The sequence below is a fragment of the Gloeocapsa sp. DLM2.Bin57 genome, assembly GCA_007693955.1.
Taxonomy (GTDB): domain Bacteria; phylum Cyanobacteriota; class Cyanobacteriia; order Cyanobacteriales; family Gloeocapsaceae; genus Gloeocapsa.
In genome coordinates this window covers 1-20,444 of the sequence record RECR01000040.1, presented here as the reverse complement: position 1 = coordinate 20,444, position 20,444 = coordinate 1, and the positions used below count along the sequence as shown (strand labels likewise).

Annotated in this window: 13 protein-coding genes and 1 tRNA gene; 6 read left to right on the top strand and 8 right to left on the bottom strand. The window is 36.8% G+C overall.

Going from position 1 to position 20,444, the window contains the following annotated elements:
* Window positions 1–225: 225 nt before the first annotated feature.
* The 3 genes from EA365_02625 to EA365_02615 form a co-directional block, all read right to left on the bottom strand.
* Window positions 226–2,238, bottom strand: coding sequence for a diguanylate cyclase (locus EA365_02625; protein TVQ47970.1), 2,013 nt, complete (start codon window positions 2,236–2,238; stop codon window positions 226–228).
* Between the two features lie 2 nt (window positions 2,239–2,240).
* Complete coding sequence (locus EA365_02620; protein ID TVQ47969.1) at window positions 2,241–2,939, bottom strand: ATP-binding cassette domain-containing protein; 699 nt, start codon at window positions 2,937–2,939, stop codon at window positions 2,241–2,243.
* Window positions 2,940–3,240: 301 nt separating this feature from the next.
* Window positions 3,241–4,041, bottom strand: a complete 801-nt coding sequence (locus tag EA365_02615; protein TVQ47968.1) for a hypothetical protein — start codon at window positions 4,039–4,041, stop codon at window positions 3,241–3,243.
* Window positions 4,042–4,133: 92 nt separating this feature from the next.
* Between EA365_02615 and EA365_02610 the strand changes: the two genes are divergently transcribed.
* Window positions 4,134–5,495, top strand: coding sequence for a LytR family transcriptional regulator (locus EA365_02610; protein ID TVQ47967.1), 1,362 nt, complete (start codon window positions 4,134–4,136; stop codon window positions 5,493–5,495).
* On the opposite strand, the gene EA365_02605 is transcribed toward EA365_02610, so the two are convergent.
* Window positions 5,465–6,088: a phosphatase PAP2 family protein gene (locus EA365_02605; protein ID TVQ47966.1), complete on the bottom strand. Its 624-nt coding sequence runs from the start codon at window positions 6,086–6,088 to the stop codon at window positions 5,465–5,467. The genes EA365_02610 and EA365_02605 overlap by 31 nt on opposite strands.
* A 41-nt stretch (window positions 6,089–6,129) precedes the next feature.
* On the opposite strand from EA365_02605, the gene EA365_02600 reads away from it, so the two are divergent.
* The 4 genes from EA365_02600 (at window position 6,130) to EA365_02585 (ending at window position 13,321) form a co-directional block, all read left to right on the top strand.
* Window positions 6,130–8,121, top strand: a complete 1,992-nt coding sequence (locus EA365_02600; GenBank protein ID TVQ47965.1) for a potassium transporter TrkA — start codon at window positions 6,130–6,132, stop codon at window positions 8,119–8,121.
* 72 nt (window positions 8,122–8,193) lie between these two features.
* Complete coding sequence (locus tag EA365_02595; GenBank protein ID TVQ47964.1) at window positions 8,194–9,459, top strand: dihydroorotase; 1,266 nt, start codon at window positions 8,194–8,196, stop codon at window positions 9,457–9,459.
* Between the two features lie 96 nt (window positions 9,460–9,555).
* Entirely contained in the window at window positions 9,556–10,287 is a 732-nt protein-coding gene (locus tag EA365_02590) for a peptidylprolyl isomerase (protein ID TVQ47963.1), read from the top strand.
* Between the two features lie 10 nt (window positions 10,288–10,297).
* The gene (locus EA365_02585; protein ID TVQ47962.1) at window positions 10,298–13,321 is read left to right on the top strand and encodes a type I secretion system permease/ATPase; all 3,024 of its coding nucleotides are present in this window, start codon (window positions 10,298–10,300) and stop codon (window positions 13,319–13,321) included.
* On the opposite strand, the gene EA365_02580 is transcribed toward EA365_02585, so the two are convergent.
* The 3 genes from EA365_02580 to EA365_02570 all read right to left on the bottom strand — a co-directional run bounded on the left by EA365_02580 (window position 13,322) and on the right by EA365_02570 (window position 18,638).
* On the bottom strand, window positions 13,322–16,447 hold the full coding sequence (locus EA365_02580; protein ID TVQ47961.1) for an NYN domain-containing protein: 3,126 nt from the start codon (window positions 16,445–16,447) through the stop codon (window positions 13,322–13,324).
* A gap of 2 nt (window positions 16,448–16,449) precedes the next feature.
* Window positions 16,450–17,598: a hypothetical protein gene (locus tag EA365_02575; GenBank protein TVQ47960.1), complete on the bottom strand. Its 1,149-nt coding sequence runs from the start codon at window positions 17,596–17,598 to the stop codon at window positions 16,450–16,452.
* Between the two features lie 86 nt (window positions 17,599–17,684).
* A complete protein-coding gene (locus EA365_02570) occupies window positions 17,685–18,638 on the bottom strand; it encodes a cobalamin biosynthesis protein (protein ID TVQ47981.1) in 954 nt (317 codons plus the stop codon).
* A gap of 76 nt (window positions 18,639–18,714) precedes the next feature.
* Here EA365_02570 and EA365_02565 point away from each other — a divergent pair.
* Window positions 18,715–18,788, top strand: a tRNA-Met gene (locus EA365_02565).
* Window positions 18,789–19,142: 354 nt separating this feature from the next.
* Here the strand turns inward: EA365_02565 and EA365_02560 are convergent.
* Complete coding sequence (locus tag EA365_02560; protein TVQ47959.1) at window positions 19,143–20,084, bottom strand: methyltransferase domain-containing protein; 942 nt, start codon at window positions 20,082–20,084, stop codon at window positions 19,143–19,145.
* Between the last annotated feature and the right edge of the window lie 360 nt (window positions 20,085–20,444).

The window sequence follows — 20,444 nt, the reverse complement described above, 5'->3', positions numbered from 1 at the left end:
CTGAATAGGTTTTAGAGATATTTTGTATAGCTTCAAATAAAGAAGGAAATTTCCAAGTAGCGGTTGCACCAATAGTAGCAGAAACTACAACTGTTAGGGTAATAATTATCCCCCATAATAACCCATGATAAAAGGGTGACAGATGTTTAGGCGAGTCTGGTTCTAAGTTCACAGTTTTGGCATATTTGACCTAGTTTGTTTGTTAGTTTAGCACTTTTGGTTAAATCACTCGCTTTTCACTATACAATTACGTCCTTGATGTTTCGCTTGGTAAAGTGCTTGATCTGCTTTTTTCAATAGAGAATTAATCTCATAGATATTTTCAGTTAAAGTCGCTATACCAATACTAACTGTTAGGCTGATTTTTTGCTGATGAACTATTATTAATTCTTGAGCTATCATTAACCGTAACCGTTCGGCTATAATTAAGACCTTATCTTGGGTAGTTTCTGGTAAAATTAGAGCAAATTCTTCTCCTCCTAGACGTCCTAAAATATCTTTTTCTCTAATATGTTTAGCCAAAATTGAAGACACCTGTTTCAGAGCAATATCGCCAACATCGTGACCATAAGTATCATTAATACTTTTAAAGTGATCAAGATCAATTAATAAGATTGCTAAAGGTTGGTTAGATTTTATTGCTTGATTAATTACTGCTTTTCCTAACTCAAAAAAATGACGACGATTATAAATATCTGTGAGTTCATCTGTAATAGCTTGTTTTTGCAGTTTTTCTTGTAAAACTTTGGTTTTAGTGATATCAACTAGGGAAGTAAAAGCAGCTAATTTATCTTCAAATTCAATAATAGTAGCTGAGAGACAAGCCCAAAAATGTTTATCACTAGCTGTTTTAAGTTCTATTTCATAATTTTTAATAAAACCTTGATTGAGTAAAATTGTGAGTAGTTGATTACGTTCCTCAATATTAGTATAAAATTCTACTGTTTTTTTACCTATAACATATTCTCTAGCAATTTCAAATTGTTTAGCAGCTTCGGGATTGAGATAAGCAACGATACCATTGTCTATATAAGAAATAACCACGGGAAAAGGTGCATTTTCAGACAAAGTACGATAACGTTTTTCTAAAGCACGTAATTCTATTTCCGTTTGTTTTCTTTCTTTTATCTCTTGGTGAATCCTCAGGTTTAATCGATAAAAGCGCCAAGCTACCCAAGAAATTAACCCTAAAATAGTAGAAAATATCCCCAAAATTAAATAAAACCAAAATAAATTAGCTCGGGGATTTCTTTCGTAAATAAATCCTTCCAGAGAGAAGTTTTTTGATAACATTCCCAAGTCTTGATAGATTTTAGCAATATGTTGCCAACGTCCAGGATTCATATAGCCTATTTCCACTATGTCTGGTATAATCAAACGGTCAGTCATCATCGCTTCAAACTCTAGATGTTCACGACTATGACGTTGGCTATATTCAGTTAAGATTAAAGCAATTATTTCTTGTGGATTGTTTAAAGCGTATTCCCAACCTTTTAAAGAAGCGTCTAGAAACTTTCTAACTTTTTGGGGGTTTTCTCTGATTTCTTTGGCAGTAGTATAGAGAGTATCACCATAAAAGTCTATACCAACTGAGCGCGCTGTAAAGGTTAAATAATTTATACCTGCTTCCCTAAGTAAAAAAGGTTCATCAGTTGAGTAAGCAGACATAGCATCTACTCTACCATCTATTAACCCTAAGGGGTTAAAATCATGGGGAAGTTGGATTAACTGATTGAGAGAAACACCCTCACTATGAAGATAAGCGATTAACTCCTCTGAGTGAGATTCTAGCATGACTTTTTTACCTACTAGATCATGGATATGATCTATACCTGAATTTTTAATAGCTAAGAAAACTAGGGGAGAATGTTGAAAAATAGTCGCTAAAGCTACTACAGACTCACCTTGACCACGTAATAACAGTAAATCAGACATAGCAATACCAAAATCTGCTTTACCCCTTAAAACTAGGTCAACAGAAGAAACATCTTCAGGTGCAGGGAGTATTTCTACGTCTAAACCTGCATCTTGATAGTATCCTTGAGCTTTAGCTGCGTAATAACCTGCAAATTGGAATTGATGTTGCCATTTTAATTGCAAGGTAACTTTTTCTAGGCGTTTAACAGGTAAAAGACGGGTATTTTCAGTGGTTAATAAGCTAGATAAAAAACTGAGTAAAATAACTAGACTAAAAATCAATATCCATATCAAAACTAGTGATTTCCATCTCAATGCCATAATTAGTTAATAGCATTTTCAGTGCTATATTGTATTTTGCCGTCTTCTAGATAAATAATGCGATCTGCTATATCGAGAATACGATCATCATGAGTAACTAATAATATTGTACAACCTTGTTCTTTTGCTAAACGCTGCATTATTTCTACTACTCCATGACCAGATTTACTGTCTAGAGAAGCGGTGGGTTCATCTGCTAAGATAATTTTGGGGTGACTAACTAAAGCTCTGGCGATCGCTACTCGTTGTTTTTGTCCTCCCGAGAGATTATGGGGATAATAGTTGAGGTGATCGCCTAAACCTACTGCTTTGAGCATTAATTCTGACTTTTCTTTTGCGGATGCTGGTGTAATATTCTCTTGTAGCTCTATAGACATTTGTACGTTTTGGCGAGCTGTTAGAGAGGCTAATAAATTATGTGACTGAAATATATATCCTATATTGCGTCTAATTTGGACCAAATCATGTTTACTCGCTCCTACCAACTCTTGGTTAAGTACTTTAAGAGTACCAGATTGAGCCGAGCGTAGAGCGCCAATCAGGGTTAACAGAGTGGTTTTTCCCGAGCCAGATGGACCTTTCATAATCACTACTTCACCTGACTGGAGAGTAAGCTTAATGTCAAATAAAATCTGTTTACACAATTCACCCTCTCCGAAAGAGTGATTAAGATTATTAATAAAAACTACTGGTGTTTTCAATTTCTTTATTGTAGTGTTCACGCTAGCTGAACCCTGATGATTTTCCTAAGTACTTTTAATACTTATATTATATTAATTTGCTTTTGCCTTTTATCTATCTATAAAAAAATTAGTTAAATTATTGATTTAACTAATTTTGTAGTTTTTTTTACGAACATAAGACTAAGCAGTCTTAGCAGATATAGCAGAAAGCAGGAAGCAGATGGCAGCTTTGCTGGGGGGAAGTGCTTACTAAGTGACTGGTTTCGCGTTTTAAGAATGTCCTAATCTCCCTAGCAATTTCTATATTTTAGGTTGACATTTAGGAAAGCAATCTTTTTTTAGAGATGAATTTATTTTTGAACTTCCCAATTAATCCTAATCCTGCAAATAGCCCTAAGCCTAAAATAGAGGAAGGTTCAGGTGTTGTCGTAGTTTGAGCAACATCTTGATTAAATCCAGGACTTAAAGTTATTGTTTGACTTGGTGGAAAAGGATCTAAATTATCCATTGGTTGATAACCATTAGGAAGATCTTGGACGCTAATAGCTACGTCGTAATCATCTATCTGGTTATTAATTAGTCCTAAAGTATTACCCTGACATTGTCCTAATATTTGATAAGTGCTTCCTGCAGCTTCTACCTCAATTTGTGCAGCCATAAAAGGTGTACCATCTCCTTGAGTAGTACAAACTGCACCATAAGTTATACGTTGATCGGGAACAGTTATTACTCCCGTACCAGTGAAAAAAACTAATTCTGAGGTTACGTTTATATTAGTACTAGTAGGCAAATCTTCTATCTCCACACTCAAGGTGAACCCATCTCCTGGTAGAACTGAACCACCAAAATAATTGGCAATAATAGGGTTATTTCCTTGTTGTGTAAAACTATTTGTATTAAATGAAGAAGAGCTTAAAGATATTCCCGTCAAATTTCTTCCAAGAAGATCTGTAAATGTCTGTCGGTAGCCTATAATCAAATAAGAGTCAAAGGGAGGATTGCTAATTGGGGGAACGGAAGTTTGTAATATAAATGCTTGAGCAGGAATACTAAAAGTTGTTAATGTCGTAATGCCTAAGATTGCTAACTCTGTCAAAAATGAGCTATCTTTAAGTTTCATTTTTTTACTTACAATATGAACTAACTGATTATAGCAACAAAGTCAAAATTTAGCCAATATTTGAATCTATATCAGGGTGTCTAAACAATTAATTGAGTAATCTAGCAGTGAAAACAAATCAACAGAGAAAAAAACGTAATCGAGGGCTATTTATTGCGTTAGGATTAGGCTGTATAGCTTGTTTATCAGCTACAGCGGGAGCTATTTTAGCCGTTTCCCTACACGAGTATAAACCGTTACAAAAAGTAGCTTTAACTTCACAAGAACAGCAAGTATTTAATAACGAAAAAACCGTCAGAGGAATAGCGCAATTAGATCGCCCTGTCAATATTGTTGTTTTAGGAGTAAAGGTGTTAACCTCTGATTTGGAAGAACCACCAGAAGTAGATTTAGGTTATCACGCCGTAGTAGATTCTTTTGAGGGTGTTTCTGATGTTATCCTCTTGTTAAGATTTAATCCTAGACAACAGAAACTAACTGTTTTATCAATTCCTAGGGATACGAAAACCTATATACCAGGTCATGGTGTAGCTAAAGTCAACGCAGCCAACGAAGAAGGGGGAGCACCTTTAGCAGCACAAGCTATCAGTGATTTACTCGGTGGAGTGAAAATTGATCGCTATATTCGTATCAATGTCCAAGGGGTAGAGAAATTAATTGATGCTCTCGGAGGAGTAACGGTTTACGTACCCCAGGATATGCAATATACTGACCATAGTCAACGTTTATATATCGATTTAAAACAAGGAACACAACATTTAAACGGTGGTCAAGCATTAGATTTTATTCGTTTTCGTCATGATAGTTTTGGGGATATTGGTAGAGTACAAAGACAACAATTAATCTTACGCGCTCTAACAGAAAAAGCCAGTAACCCTGAGATAGTTTTTAAAAGTCCACAGATAATTAATATCGTTCAATCTCATATCGATACTAATTTGACTGTAGATGAATTAATCGCTTTAAGTACTTTTGCTAGTCAAATTAACAGAATGAATCTAGAAATGGTGATGCTTCCCGGGGAATTTAATGGCGATGGTAGAACAGATATTAGCTATTGGTTACCTAATTATGACAGCATTGAGCAATTGATGGCGGAACATTTTGACCAAGGTTATGCTAGAGTTGAATATGAAGATCCACGCAATTTAAAGATTGCTATTCAAGATAGTACCCAAAATCCTGAAGCTGTCGCAGCCTTAGTCTTAAGATTGCGACGAGCAGGATATCAACAAGTTTACGTTAGTCGGGATTGGGGAGAAAGATTACCAGCAACTCGAATTATTGCTCAAACAGGAAATGATGCTAGTGCGATCGCCCTGAGAGCTGATTTAGGATTAGGAGAGGTATTAGTAGAAAGTACAGGAGTTTTTGGCTCTGATATTACTATTATACTCGGCAGAGATTGGCAACAACAATTAAATCAAGCTACCCTTTCTAAGCATAACCAATAAACTGTCTTTGTCCAAACAATAGCTAATAACCAGCCCCCTAAAATATCAGTAGGGTAATGGACTCCCAAATATAGACGTGTCCAAGCGATTAGTAATAAATATAAACTTCCCCAAATTAAACAAATATTATGCCAAATAGTGCCTCTAGTAATTAATAAAAGTGCCATTACTAGAGTCATGCTTCCCATGGCGTGACCACTAGGAAAAGAAAAACTATGGGGTAGATAAAATACATCCCAAAGTTGGGGGCGCATTCTTTGAAAGCTAAGTTTAACGATTAAATTAACCAGAGAACTACTGAAAATTGTTACAATCAAATAAGCTAAAATTAAAGGTTTTTTTTGATAAGCTAATAAGAGCCAAATCGGTAAACTTAAGATAATAATTCCCGTCACTTCTCCTAAATCAGTTGTCATGATGGCTAGTTGATCTAAAATAGGTTGACTCTGACTATGAATCCCTAATAAAATTGCACTATCCCAAGCTAATTTATCGGAAAAGTTACTAACTGTAAAACCAAGAAAAATAAAACTGAGTAAAGCTAAAATTACTCCTATTGTTAATTGATTGGATTTATGGTTGATTTGATTCATTGTGATTAAGATTATACTATAGTCATGTATATCATAGAAAAATGGATAATTACTTTTTAGTCTGTGGATTAGGAAGTCTTGGACAAAATTGCGTGGTTGCACTGAAAAAATTTAATGTACCAGTGATAGCTATCGAACAAGAAAAAACTTCTCAACCTTGGGAAATTCCTCAATTATTGTTACTATTAGACGATATCATCCTAGGAGATTGTCGTCAAACAGAGGTACTGCAGAAAGCTAAAATAGCCAAATGTCGGGCAGCTTTAATTGTAACTAGTAATGAGAAAGTTAACGCAGAAACCGCGATCGCCATTCGTCAACTTAATCCTAATACTCGATTAGTAGTACGTTCTAGTAAAGAAAATCTGAACATATTACTAGGAGAACAACTAGGTAATTTTATCGCTTATGAACCAATCCAATTACCCGCGTCGGCTTTTGCTTTAGCTGCGTTAGGAACAGAAATTTTGGGATTATTTAGTTTAGATAAACGTAGAATCAGGATAACTAGACGTCAGATTAACTCAAAAGATCCTTGGTCAAACAATAAGTATATTTACGAAATTAATAACAAGACTCGACGGTTACTAACTCATACTCCTGATCATTATGCTCAAATTGAGACAAACTTTCATCAATGGGATGGGGAATTAAAAATCCAGAATGGAGATATTCTTATCTATGCTGAAGTAGTAGATGATTTTAAAGAAGAATCTGTGCAAATATCCCCAACTAGACAAAATTGGCGTCAAAAACTGGTAAACTTGCGCAAATCCTGGAAACCATTTGTCCGCAATTTCGGGAAATTAAGTTTAAGTCAACAGATACGAGGAGTAGCAGTTATTTCTGGTTTTGTCGTGATGATCTTATTGATGATCGGTACAATTTTATTTGAGAGATTTTATGAAGAAACCAATTTAGTCTCGGCTTTTTACGCTACCGCTACTCTGTTATTAGGAGGTTATGCTGACTTATTAGGAGATTTTGAACCCAACGAGTCTATCCCTTGGTGGTTACAGTTATTTGCTTTTATCTTGAATTTAATGGGTACAGCTTTTGTAGGAATTTTATACGCCTTATTAACAGAAGCTTTACTCTCTTCTAAATTTGAGTTTACCAAAAGTCGTCCACCTATTCCTCAAGCTAATCATATCGTGATTGTTGGTTTAGGTAGAGTAGGTTGTCAAGTAGCAAGTTTATTACAAGAATTGGGTCAAGATATCCTCGGAATCAGTTTTAATCAAGACTTTGATAGAAGTATATTACCGAAAATGCCTTTAATCGTGGGTAATTTAAACGAAGCTTTAGCTAAAGCTAACTTGAAAAAAGCTTCTAGCGTGGTTGTGGTTACAGATGATGAGATGTTAAACCTAGAAATTGCTTTAATGGCAAAAACCGCCAACCCAAGAAATAATCTAGTTATTCGTACCGATGGACAAGATTTATCTAATAATCTCAGTAAATTACTCCCCGAAGCCAAGATTTTAGAAGCTTATCAATTAGCATCTGAAGCCTTTGCTGGGGCGGCTTTTGGTGAGAATATTATCGCTGTCTGTCCGATTGAGAATCAAAATATCTTAGTTACAGAATATCAGATTGAGGTAGATGATACCCTCAAAGGTTTATTAATCTCAGAAGTAGCTTATGGTTATGGAGTAGAAGTAATTGCTCACGCTAAACCCTCTCAAAATCTTACTCTAATGCCTTCAGATGATCTTCAATTAGTAGAAGGCGATCGCCTAGTTGTCTTAGCTACGGTAGAAGGTTTACAACGTATCGAAGAAGGTCAGCTCAATCTTGATGCTAAACAATATTTTATCCGAGTGGAAAAAGCCTTAAACTCTGAAGCTGCTTTTAGTGGGGCTAACTTAATTGTCCTAATTTCTGGGTGTTCCGTTCCTCAAGCTAGAGAGTTATTTCAACATCTTCCTGCTACTCTTGATGTACCTTTATATAAACAGCAAGCAAATCGATTAGTTAGGGGTTTAAATAAACGACAGGTTAAAGCTATAGTGTTAGAAAATAGGGAATAGCGGCTGTCAATAAATGGGCTATAATATAGAAGCAATAAAGTATTATCTTTATACTATACAAACCTCCTCATAATGTTACGTAACATACTTCAAAACGTTAGAGTTCTAGATCCCGTTTCTCGACAAGAACAAATAGCAGAATTACTTATTGTCAATGATGTTATTGAGACAATAGCGACTAAAATTAATGAAATCGACGAAGACACCACAATTATTAATGGTCAAGATTTAATTGCAGGTCCTGGATTAGTAGATTTGTATAGTCATAGTGGCGAACCTGGTAATGAAAGTAGAGAGACACTATTAACTATAGCTAAAGCAGCTAAAGCAGGGGGTTATACTCGTGTAACCATTTTACCCGATGTTACTCCCCCTATCGATAATTTATCTGTTCTAGAATCATTACAACAAAAAACAGCCAAACTAGCTGAATTGACTACCCTGCAATTTTGGGGAGGGTTAACCCTTGGTCATCAAGGACAACAAATGAGTGAAATCAGGGAATTAACCCCTAAAGTAGTAGGATTTACTGATGGTTATCCCGTTGATAACCTTAATTTGTTGAGAAGATTACTAGAATACTTGCAACCATTAGGTAAACCCATAGCATTAGTTCCCTCCCATAGTAAACTTAAGGGTAATGGCGTGATGCGTGAAGGTATAGCCTCTATTCGCTTAGGATTACCTGGAAACCCCGCTCTGAGTGAAGCGATCGCCATAGCAGCAATTCTCGAATTAGTCGCTACCATTTCTACTCCTGTACACCTAATGCGGATCTCTACAGCTCGTGGAGTAGAATTAATCAAACAAGCTAAAGAAAAAGGGTTACCCATTACAGCTAGTACAACTTGGATGCACCTACTCTACGATAGCGAAGCAGTGAGTACTTATGAACCCAATTTACGTTTAGAACCACCCCTAGGTAATCCAGAAGACGTACAAGCCTTGAGAGAAGGCGTTAAAACAGGAATAATCGACGCGATCGCCGTAGATCATAGCCCCTATACCTACGAAGAAAAAACCCTCGCTTTCGCTGAAGCACCTCCTGGAGTAATTGGTTTAGAATTAGTTTTACCATTATTATGGTCACGTTTTGTAGTTAATGACGATTGGTCACCCTTACAATTATGGCAAGCCTTAAGCACTAATCCCCTAACCTGTTTAGGAGAACAACCAATCTCTTGTTTTACCCAATTTCAACCAGAAATGATTCTTTTTGCACCTCAACAAACCTGGACGGTTAATCGTAGTAATTTACACTCTTTATCTAGTAATACTACCTGGTGGGGGAAAACAATTACGGGAAGAGTACTTGACTTGAGTAACTTAACCGAATGATGTTAAAGAAAATGTTACCATCGAGCTTAAAACAAAAACTATAGCTTATAATTTCAATACTAAGAATAATCAGAAAACTATTAAAACTTCCAATCAATGGATTATCTGCTAAAAATTAACGATCGCCAAATTAATAACGACGAGTTACTACCTATATTAGGTCAACATTTTATGTTACCACAATTAGCCAGAGAAATAGTCATCGCTGACGCTATTAAAGGGATAGAATGTACTCCCGAAGAAAAAGAAATGGCTAAACAACGATTTTTAGCAGAAAATCAACTAAAAAACGAAGAAGACGTCAAAAACTGGCTCAATAAAGCAGGAGTACAACCAGAACAACTAGAAGACCTGATTTTACGTAAACTAAAAGTAGAAAGATTTAAAGAACAAACCTGGTCAGATCAATTAGAAAACTATTTTACTAAACGCAAAAAACACCTAGACCAAGTAGTTTATTCTTTAATTAGAACCAAAAATACTGGAATAGCCCAAGAATTATATTTTCGTATCTTAGAAGGAGAATCAGACTTTAAAGAATTAGCTAAAAAATATTCTCAAGGAATAGAAGCAGAAACTCAAGGTCTAATTGGACCTGTAGATTTAAGCGTTCCCCATCCCCAAATCGCCGAAGCTTTAGCTAATAGTGAACCAGGAAAACTATTTGAACCAATGAGAATAGGAGAATGGATTGTGATTATGCGTCTAGAAAACCTAATTAGAGCCAAACTAGACAGGCAAAACACAAGAAGATTACTAGACGAGCTATTCCAACAATGGTTACAAGAACAAATGGACACAAAAGTATTCTTTTTTAACAAAAATTAACAAAAAAACTATGGTATATACAACAACAGCAGTCAGAGAATTTTTGGCGAATACCCCGCCATTTTCAGAACTACCAGAAGAAACAATTAACTATCTATCTCAAAAAGTAGAACCATTACGGTACTCTATAGGCGGAGTAATCCTCAAAAAAGATGAAATGGCATCTCAAGTAGCCATTATCAGTGAAGGAGAAGTACGCTTACTAGGGCGAGATCCTCGTAATCATAAACTAATCACCGTAAAAATGCTCAAACCAGGAGCAGTTGTAGGCTCAATTAATTTAGCTAGAGGAATAGCCACAGAAACAGCGATCGCCTCCTCAGACAATGGGATAGTCTGTTTAACCCTCAAAAATAGAGATTTTCTGGAACTAGTAGAACAACATCAGGTACTCAAACAAGCATTTAGAGAAAAATGTACAATTTTAGAAATCTTTGAACTATTAGGTTATCAACTCGATAAAACAGCCAAAGGACAAGGAAACCTAGAAGAATTAGCCACAGAATTACTCCCCTCTAGCCAAATTTATACCCTCTACCCAGGAGCAATCAAAGCCCAAGATCACCCCCAACTAACCAACCCTGATTGGATTTGGTTACTCAGTAACGCTACTCAAGAATTAGACCTACCCCCAGGAAGTATCCTAGACATCACAGAACTAGAAAATATTTCCCTTAACCAACCACTCAGACTAGTAGGTGTACCAGTTAAGCAATGGGAAAAAGTTCAAAGTAAAGCAATATCACCCGTAGTTAAAACCCTAGTCTTAGAGACAGAAACACCAGAAGTAGAAGCAAAAACAGAAGCAACAGATAGTATCCCCGTAACTGTCAATCCCCTCAGACCAGAAACACCCCTAGAAGAACAGACAACAACAGACAAAGAATACCCCTACGTCAAAGGGAAAAGTCCCGAAGACGCAGGAGTAGCTTGCTTTCATATGCTCAGTAAATACTACGGGATGCCCTTCCGTAAAGACGTCATCGCAAGAATTATTAAAGATAACTTAGAGCAACATGGAAGTATATCTCTAGATTTATCTGGGGCGATTTCAGAATTAATGGGTTTAAACGCCCAACTACTGCAAATGCCTAAAGAAGCAGTAACCAAGATTAATCCACCAGCGATCGTCAAATGGCAAGGCGGTTTAACCATCATCTACGAAATAAGCGATCGCAACGTAGTCTTAGGAGTACCAGAAATAGGGGTTCTCAGACGTAACGTCGATGACTTCCTCAACAGTTGGGAAGAACCCTATCAAGTTTTACTACTCAAGAAAACCAAAGAAACCCCCCAAGAAAAATTTGGCTTAAGTTGGTTTCTACCTTATATTCAAAAGTACAAAAGAATACTTATAGAAGTATTTGTTGCCTCCTTTTTTGTCCAACTATTCGCCCTAGCCAACCCCTTGATGATTCAAGTAATCATCGATAAGGTTATCGTTCAAAATAGTCCCGATACCCTACAAGTATTAGGGATATTGTTGTTAGTTTTAGCAGTATTTGAAGCGATACTCTCCACTTTACGTACCTACCTCTTTGTGGATACCACCAACCGTATCGACATGAGTCTAGGTTCAGAAATAATCGACCATCTACTCAGGTTACCCCTAAGATACTTTGAACGTCGCCCAGTAGGGGAAATTTCCACCAGAATTAACGAACTAGAAAACATCCGTCAGTTTCTCACAGGAACAGCCCTCACAGTAGTACTAGACGCTGTCTTCTCAGTGATTTACGTCATTGTGATGTTTATCTATAGTCCCCTATTAAGCTTTGTTTCCCTAGGAATTATTCCTCTGTTTGTAGCCTTAACCTGGTTTTTCTCCCCCATTATTCGGAAACAAATACGAGAAAAAGCCGAACGTAACGCTAAAACCCAATCCCATCTAGTGGAAGTAATGACAGGGATTCAAACAGTCAAAGCCCAAAACATCGAACTACGTTCCCGTTGGCAATGGCAAGAAAATTACGCTCGTTACGTGGATACAGGCTTTAGAACCGTCATTACCTCTACCCTAGCGAGTTCAGCTAGTAACTTTCTTAACAAACTCTCAGCCCTATTAGTCCTCTGGGTGGGAGCATATTTAGTATTGCAAGGAGAATTAAGTTTAGGACAATTAATCGCTTTCCGTATCATTTCAGGTTATGTAACCTCCCCTATCCTCCGCTTAACCCAACTGTGGCAAAACTTCCAAGAAACCGCTTTATCTTTAGAACGTCTTAGTGATATCGTTGACTACCCCCAAGAAGCAGAAGAAGATAGAGATAACATACCTATGCCTTTAATCGTTGGGGAAGTAGAATATAGAGATGTTTGTTTCCGTTTCAAACAACATGGACCTCTACAACTACGTAATGTTGACTTAAAAATTGCTCCCCAAACATTTGTAGGAGTAGTGGGCGAAAGTGGCGCAGGTAAAAGTACCCTAACCAAACTATTAGCCCGTTTATACGAACCAGAAGCAGGACAAATACTCATCGATGGCTACGAAATCAATAAAGTAGAACTATACTCACTACGTCGTCAGATTGGGATGGTCCCCCAAGAAACCCTACTCTTTGACGGAACAATTCGAGATAATATCGCCTTAACTAATCCCGATGCAACCTTTGAAGAAGTAATCGAAGCAGCTAAAATAGCCGTAGCCCACGACTTTATTATGAGCCTACCTAATGGCTACAATACCAGAGTCGGAGAAAGAGGAGCCGCTTTATCTGGAGGACAACGTCAGAGAATCGCGATCGCTCGTTCTGTCTTACAAAAACCCAGACTATTAATCCTAGACGAAGCAACCAGCGCCCTAGACTATACCACAGAACGTAAAGTCTGTAATAACTTAATCAAAGTCTTTAAAGATCGTACTGTTTTCTTCATCACTCACCGTCTCAGTACCATCCAAAACGCCGATTTAATTGTCTTAATGTCAGAAGGGAAAATCACTGAAAAAGGTAGCCATCAACAACTGATGGCTATGGAAGGACTGTACTATACTCTTTACCAAAAAGACCGTCAAAAAGCCCAACAAGAATAACTAATCTTTTAAGGATTCTAAAAGCCAATTTTGGATATCCCGAAGTTCCTCAGTAGAAATGTGAGAGATATTCAGCATACCACGCAGTAGCTGTAATCTCTGATAAAAGACATTTTCAATCTGGGGATATTGTCCAAGATTAGTCTTAACAGGTAAATCAGCTAAGGGTAATTGCTCAATTTGTCTAGTCAAAGCAGGATTTAAAGGTAGATGTTGATTTTGCCAACCTAAATATTGACAAAGACAAGTTAATAAATTAAGGGCGATTTGAGGTTGTCTAACTTGACGATAGAGTAAATTGACAGCAATTTGTGTACTTCTCTCTACGTCGCTAAATCTGGCGCGATAATCCTCTGGTTGTCCTAAAGAAATTAAACGCGCGATCGCCCAAGCTGCTTTCTCCTGGTGAACTAAGTGTTGACTATTTTTGAGAATACCTAGTAAAAAATTGAGATTATCACCAGTAGGTTGAGCACATTTACCAAAAGAATTGAGCAAATTAATCCCTATGGGTCTATGTTTGAGAAAGAGATAATTTTCCCGTAAAGATCTCTCAAATCCAGACCAAAATAGTTTACCTGGAGTTTCCGCGATCGCCGTTAATAAATCATTAGGTAACCCTGCTAAACGATTATCTAATTGAGACTTAATCCAAGTTTGAAAGCGTTTTTCTAAGGTAATGACATTTTGCTCTTGAGGATCAGTAGCATTAAAGATTTTACTCAAAGCCATCACCGCCAGCCAAACTTGAGTATTAACCAAATTAGTCTGAGCATAAGTTCTTCTTTCCAACCAAGAGAGCATATTTTGGCTGATTCGCAGACGGTTAGCGGCGATCGCGCTTTGAATTTCTAAATCTTTACGCTCCCGATGGAAAGCAGCGCTATTATGATTATGAGTAAGATGGATAGCTAGTGTTTCCCATTTTTGCAGATTAACTCGTAATTCTGGATTTATTTCCCTTCCCTCTCTACCTCTGGGTATAGAAGGAATAGGTAAAGAGTCTCTAGGTTGCTCAGCTATAGTTACTTGTTCAATTTCAGGAGCTACTTCTAGAGGGAATTTTTCTTCACCAGGTCCGATTAAAGTTAATAACAGACGGCGATCAAAAGTATATTCTACCTCTAACTCTAACTCACAACCAGGAGTCAGATTACTTTGCCAAATCTCAGCTAAAGATACCCTTCTCAGGCGTTGCAACGTTGTATTACAACCAGGTTTACTCCCCATTCCTACCCAGATTTTAAACATCAGATAACCTTGATCAGCATTAGGTATGCGAAACTGATCTAAACGAGTTTTATAGGGATATTTTTGACCCTGTGCTACCAATAGACGTAAACCTTCTTCCCCATTTTCACTCACTTCCAGATAAATATTGGTAGGATTAACCAATTCTAGTGGTTGTAGCGCTCCAGCAGCATATAATGCAGCTCCACGAGCTACGGCTAAATCAGGGTTACCATCTTGCAAAATAGGAATATTTCCGCCAAACAACTGTTGTAAACGTTCATAAATCGGAGGAAAATAAGTCATTCCCCCATTTAACAACACCGCTTGTATGTTAGGAAAAGCACCTGTACTTTGTTTAGCTTTGAGAAAAACTTCTAAAACTGGAACAACTAAAGTATTAAATCTATCGGTAAAGGGAGGTAAATCAAAAGCATTCTCTTGATCTAAACGAACTAAACTATCTAGAGATAAATCTTGACACAAAATGGGGGCTAAAATTGCCCTCATCTTTTCTACGTTAATATAATAACGAATCAGAAAAGTCGAATTAAGAAAATCCCCCTGAAAAGGATAATTAAAATTATCCTTTTCAGGAGCAAAGGTATATTCTGCTCCCCATAATTTTTTAAACCTTTCAGCGTAGATAATCAACTCATAACGCAACTTTTCTTGTTCAGGAGTACTCAGGGAATAATACTCAGCTCTAGATGAAGAATGATTAAGAATATAATCAACGATTAACTCATCAATATTATCCCCACCTAAACGAGTGCGAGAGCCAATAGCGATATCTTCTATTAAAAAACGTCGCGTACTTTGATCATAATGCACTTGGTGTAAAGTAATATCGAGAGTTCCCCCTCCTAAATCATAAACCAGGATATTAGAAGGTTGAAAAACATCAAAGGGAGCTTGTATCTCTCCCATTTCTACGCGATGGAGAAAGTCGTATAATGCAGCTTGTGGCTCTGCGATTAAGACTACTTCTTCTTCTTTCCATCCCGCTAACACCGCTGCTTTTTTAGTAGCGGCGATCGCATCTGTTTCATAGGAAGCAGGATGAGTAATCACTGCTCCCTGCATTTCCCCGTATCTCTGTTGCAGTTGATTGCGACAAAACCCTAATACCTTAGCTGCTGCCATTTCTGGTGTAATCTTACCAAAACTCAACTGATATTGATAAGCATCCCCACTAGAGTTTACACAACCCATTTGATGTTTCCAAGCTAAGATAGTTTTATCCCGAAAGGGATAAGCGTGAGCTTTTACATGTGCTCCTACTTCTGCATTTTCATCAGAATTAAATCTCACCGAGGAGGGAATAGTTTTATTACTAACCAATCCTCCTTGTTCGTTTCTGACGGGTAATTCTACCACTGAGACTCGCCAATCTCCCCTGATTTGGTTTAAATCAGCTCTAGCAATTACTGTATTAGTTGTGCCTAAATCTATACCCAAATAAGATGGGCGCATTGTTTCTTGGAGAATTTCCACATAATCGGCTGTTTCTCGCAATTTACGCCCCATTTGCTCATTACCTATGACTAGGCTCTGAATTTTTTGTTGTCTCAGTTGGTGTAATAATTTAGCGTAGCCATTATCGTTACTAACAATGGCTATAATCTTTAATTGAAATTGCATATTAGCAATTATTTCTAAGACAGTTTGGGCAATCAGATTATCTACTTCTTGAGAGACTATATCTAATCCTGGGGTTATTTCAAAATGATATTTAAACTTGCGAAAATCACCCCCATAAGCGGCTAATACTGCTGGAGTATTGGCAAAAGCTCTCCGAGTTTTAATCTCACCATATCTAGCACAAATTGTCTCTAGATTATGTAACTTGGGTTTAAGATTATCTAAATCTAATAATAAAGCTAAGTTAGGCATTTTTATGCTCCTTCATTTTCTGATATTTCGGCAACTCTAGCGGGAGTAATTACTTGATTTCCAACTCGCCAACCTGGATAAACACAACGAACTTCTTTATAATCGGTTACCTCGGTAAATGGCGTTCCTTCTATATAGGCGTATTCCCCTAATTCTTCTCCACTAATTATTAAGGTTTCGTCAGTATTTTTGGGAAAATATTCTAATTTAACTGACTCTAACCCTTTTAATAGATTCTCTAAAAAAATTAAAACACTCAATGATTCTCTTGAGTTTAAAGATAAATTATCTTCAGTTTTTTCTAACTCTTTTAATCTTGTATGAACCCGATAAATTTGGTCAAGAGTTGGTTGTGATTGATTTTGTAAAATCTGTGCAAATTGAATTACTGCTTCTTGAAATGATTCAGTTTTGAGAGTTTCTATGGTTTCTTTTAATTCTTTATTTTCCACTTCTAACCAATCTATTTGTTGTTGTAATTTTGTTTCCGTTTCTCCTAACTCTTGCACTAAATTTTGAGCTGTTTGTTGTTGAATATCTCGCCGAGTAATCTTAAATTCTTTGAGTAACTCATAGGCAAACTCTTTGAGAAACATAGATGATCCCCAATAAACTAACTCTTTGTATCCTTTTGATTGGTCTAAAATTTTTTGTGCTTCTTTTGGCAAGAAATTGGCTAAAATCTTGAGAAACAAGAAAGTTTTTTCAGATGAGCCATAGATTTTATCTAATAACTCAATAAATTGATTCGTTTTAAGTAAATCTTCCCCCACATTTTCCCCGATTACCTTTGGTAAGAGATTAACAAATTCAGTAGCTATTTTTTCAATTGTAGCTAAGACATCAGTAGGATTATTGCGAAATCTGTTAGAAAGATGAAAATAATAATTATCAGCGGTTTTTTGCTGATTTTCAGAAAAATTTTCTTGAATAAGATCTGACCATTCTAAATCAGTTTCTTCTAGAAGAATTTCTACGCATTTATGTTGAATGGGAGCTTTTCTATGTTGATAGTCTTGTTTATCTTTATTGCGTGGAATTAGTTTTAGATAGTTATTATCACAAAAAAGCGCTAATTCTGTCCAAGGAGAAATTTGAAGCTGATTAACGAATTGTCTTTTGATGGGCTTCCCTGAGCTTTCTCTAGGCATAACTTAAACCTGATGTGCTGGATATTTACTAACTTATCAGGCTTTATTTTGGATTGTGTACAATATGAAGATAATTGTAATATTTTTTAACTAGGCGTTATGAACAAACCAATAGCTAACCAAATTAAAAAGCAGAGATGAGTTAGTGTTAAAGCTTGGGTTACGATTTCTAGAGTCAAAGGATAGAGAGGATCTCCCAAAAGAGGTTTAGTTACGATTACCCCTTGGTAACTATTTTCTCCCCCCAATTGCACACCCAAAATACCACTATAAACCGCTTCGCTCCAACCAGAATTAGGGCTGGGATCTTGTGGCGCATCCCTTTGACAAATCTTCCATACTTGTAAAGGTTTACCAGATATTAAACCTAAAGTAAACACTGTTAGACGAGTTGGCAACCAAGTCAAACGATCTTCAATATTGGCGCTAAACCAACCCAAATCAGTATAAGGCTCTCGACGATAACCTATCATGGAATCTAGGGTACTAGCCGCTTTATAAGCCATAGCTAGAGGTACAGGTCCAATAACTGGTATAATCCCTCCTAAGATAGCGTAGAATAAGGGCGCTGTAACTCCGTCAGTAGTATTTTCTGCTATTGTTTCTACTACGGCTCTTAATACTTCCTCCACAGAGAGATTAGCTGTATCTCGACCAACGTATCTACTAAGACAAGAGCGGGCTAACTCTAAATTATCTTCCCTGAGTGGTTGGATTACTTCTAAAGCTGCATCAGTCAAACTACGGGTAGCAAAACATGAAGCTAATAAAATAACTTGAGTAACTATCCCTAACCAAGGGTTAATCACGGTTAAAACAGCAATAATTAACCAACTAATTATACCAGTACCCAAAATTAAACCTATACCTAAGACAACCCCTAACAGACGTCTTAATCGTGGTGATTGTGTGAGTTGAATCGTCCAATTAGTGAAAAGATTAATCAACCACCCCATCACTTGTACAGGGTGCAATAGTCCAACAGGATCACCAATCAGATAATCTAGTAGCGCCGCTAATAATAAAATCACCTTGTCAATTTTAAGTACATTTAGAAAAATTTTAATAAATCTCTTGCACAATTGAGATTTTATCTGCTATACTAACAAAGGTTAAGGCTCAGTAGCTCAGTAGGTTAGAGCAGAGGACTCATAAGCCTAAGGTCGGCAGTTCAAATCTGCCCTGAGCCATATCAATATTTTAATGGTTTTCTTTTAAAATCAAGGGTTAGTCATCTGTTTGGCTCTTCCGTATCTGTGGTGATAACTAAAACAAGAGTGGTTATAGGGAACTCCCGAACAGTTAATCAACTCATCCCGTATCTTAACTCCTCCCTACGAACTCGACTTCATTTTTAGCCTTTTATTTTCTATTTGAGATAAGATACTCTAGTACTCTAGTGTTAGGGGGCTTTAAAAACCCCCATTAGACAAAGATATTATACCAAGTTGCCTTAAAAAAACCAATATGGCAAGTTATGTCATAGCGACCGAAGGGAAGCTATCCCAGGGATTAATTAACTTGAGAGCAGTTTATATTACTCGTTAATTTTTAACTCCTTTACCAAAAAATTTAGGTGGTTCACTGAGTGTGTAAACTTGAGTTTCAGTAGCGATCGCCTGACGAATATAGAGAGGGGTATTCAACATACCCAATAATCCTACTCCATCGAGGGCTTTAAAACCACCATGAGTTTGGTTAGCTAACAATTGATCTATCTCCCCAGGTAAGGGTTGGGTTTCTAGGGTTACTTGTGAAGCTAAAGCGAAACCCCAAGCTGATCCATAAGTAGTAGTCGGAGAGAAATAAGAATGAACATTAGGAAAAACCGCCTTGAGGGTATTAACTAAACGTGCGTGTAATTGTAAATTAGCGGGTGCTACAGGACCTGCTTGAATTACTACTATCCCTTGAGGACTCAACACTTTTTGTAACTTTTGATAATATTCTTTGGTAAATAGAGCAAAAGATGGGCCTTCTTCGATAGGATCTGATAAATCAGAGATAATTACATCCCAAGTCTGAGAAGTTGTATCTAAAATCTCTAACGCATCAGCGATGACTAATTCTACCCGAGGATCATCAAAAGCATTTTGGTGCATTTCTGGTAGATGTTGACGACAAGCTTCCACTACTTCTCCATCGATATCTACCATCATCACCTTAGTTACACTTTTCCACCGCAATACTTCTCTAATGGTAGCACCTTCACCACCTCCTAAAATCAGTACTGTTTGGGGTGATTTATGAGCGATCATCGCAGGATGTACTAAAGCTTCATGATAGAGAAATTCGTCTCCTGTACAAGATTGCCATTTACCATCGAGTACCAAAGCTTTACCATAAGCACCACTTTCCACGATATACATTTCTTGATAAGCGGTTTTCTGGTAAGCCAGAATTTTATTAACCCCATGTACATAAATATCCCAAGGAGTGATATACTCACTAACCCACATATCCGCTTTTAGTTCTGTACCAGCCATATATCCCTTCTCCAAGAGTCAAAACCTTTATTATAACTTATTTTGCACTCTCAAGCAAGAATTAAAATTCTTAACTTTAATTACTTAAGTATAACTTAATGTAGTTTTAGGGCAAATTTGCTAATAATTTTAATAGTTTTTAATATACTTCTTTACTTAATTAAATTATTGAGTATATAGCATTACAAGTTAATATTAGCACATGTTAAAGTTATGAAACCGAGTACTAATCTACTTTTGCCTGAGTGCATGATTGCAAGAGAGCCTTGCACGTAGTGCTATAACGAGTAATAAGATTTTTTGGCTGTGACATACTCCTACACCGAATCAAAGATTACGCTGTAGGCTTCTTGTCTTTCA

Coding starts and splice junctions, on each gene's coding strand:
- EA365_02595 (TVQ47964.1), top strand. CDS start 8,194: ATGTTACGTAACATACTTCAAAACGTTAGAGTTCTAGATCCCGTTTCT.
- EA365_02580 (TVQ47961.1), bottom strand. CDS start 16,447: ATGCCTAACTTAGCTTTATTATTAGATTTAGATAATCTTAAACCCAAG.
- EA365_02585 (TVQ47962.1), top strand. CDS start 10,298: ATGGTATATACAACAACAGCAGTCAGAGAATTTTTGGCGAATACCCCG.
- EA365_02605 (TVQ47966.1), bottom strand. CDS start 6,088: ATGAATCAAATCAACCATAAATCCAATCAATTAACAATAGGAGTAATT.
- EA365_02575 (TVQ47960.1), bottom strand. CDS start 17,598: ATGCCTAGAGAAAGCTCAGGGAAGCCCATCAAAAGACAATTCGTTAAT.
- EA365_02590 (TVQ47963.1), top strand. CDS start 9,556: ATGGATTATCTGCTAAAAATTAACGATCGCCAAATTAATAACGACGAG.
- EA365_02560 (TVQ47959.1), bottom strand. CDS start 20,084: ATGGCTGGTACAGAACTAAAAGCGGATATGTGGGTTAGTGAGTATATC.
- EA365_02625 (TVQ47970.1), bottom strand. CDS start 2,238: ATGGCATTGAGATGGAAATCACTAGTTTTGATATGGATATTGATTTTT.
- EA365_02600 (TVQ47965.1), top strand. CDS start 6,130: ATGGATAATTACTTTTTAGTCTGTGGATTAGGAAGTCTTGGACAAAAT.
- EA365_02615 (TVQ47968.1), bottom strand. CDS start 4,041: ATGAAACTTAAAGATAGCTCATTTTTGACAGAGTTAGCAATCTTAGGC.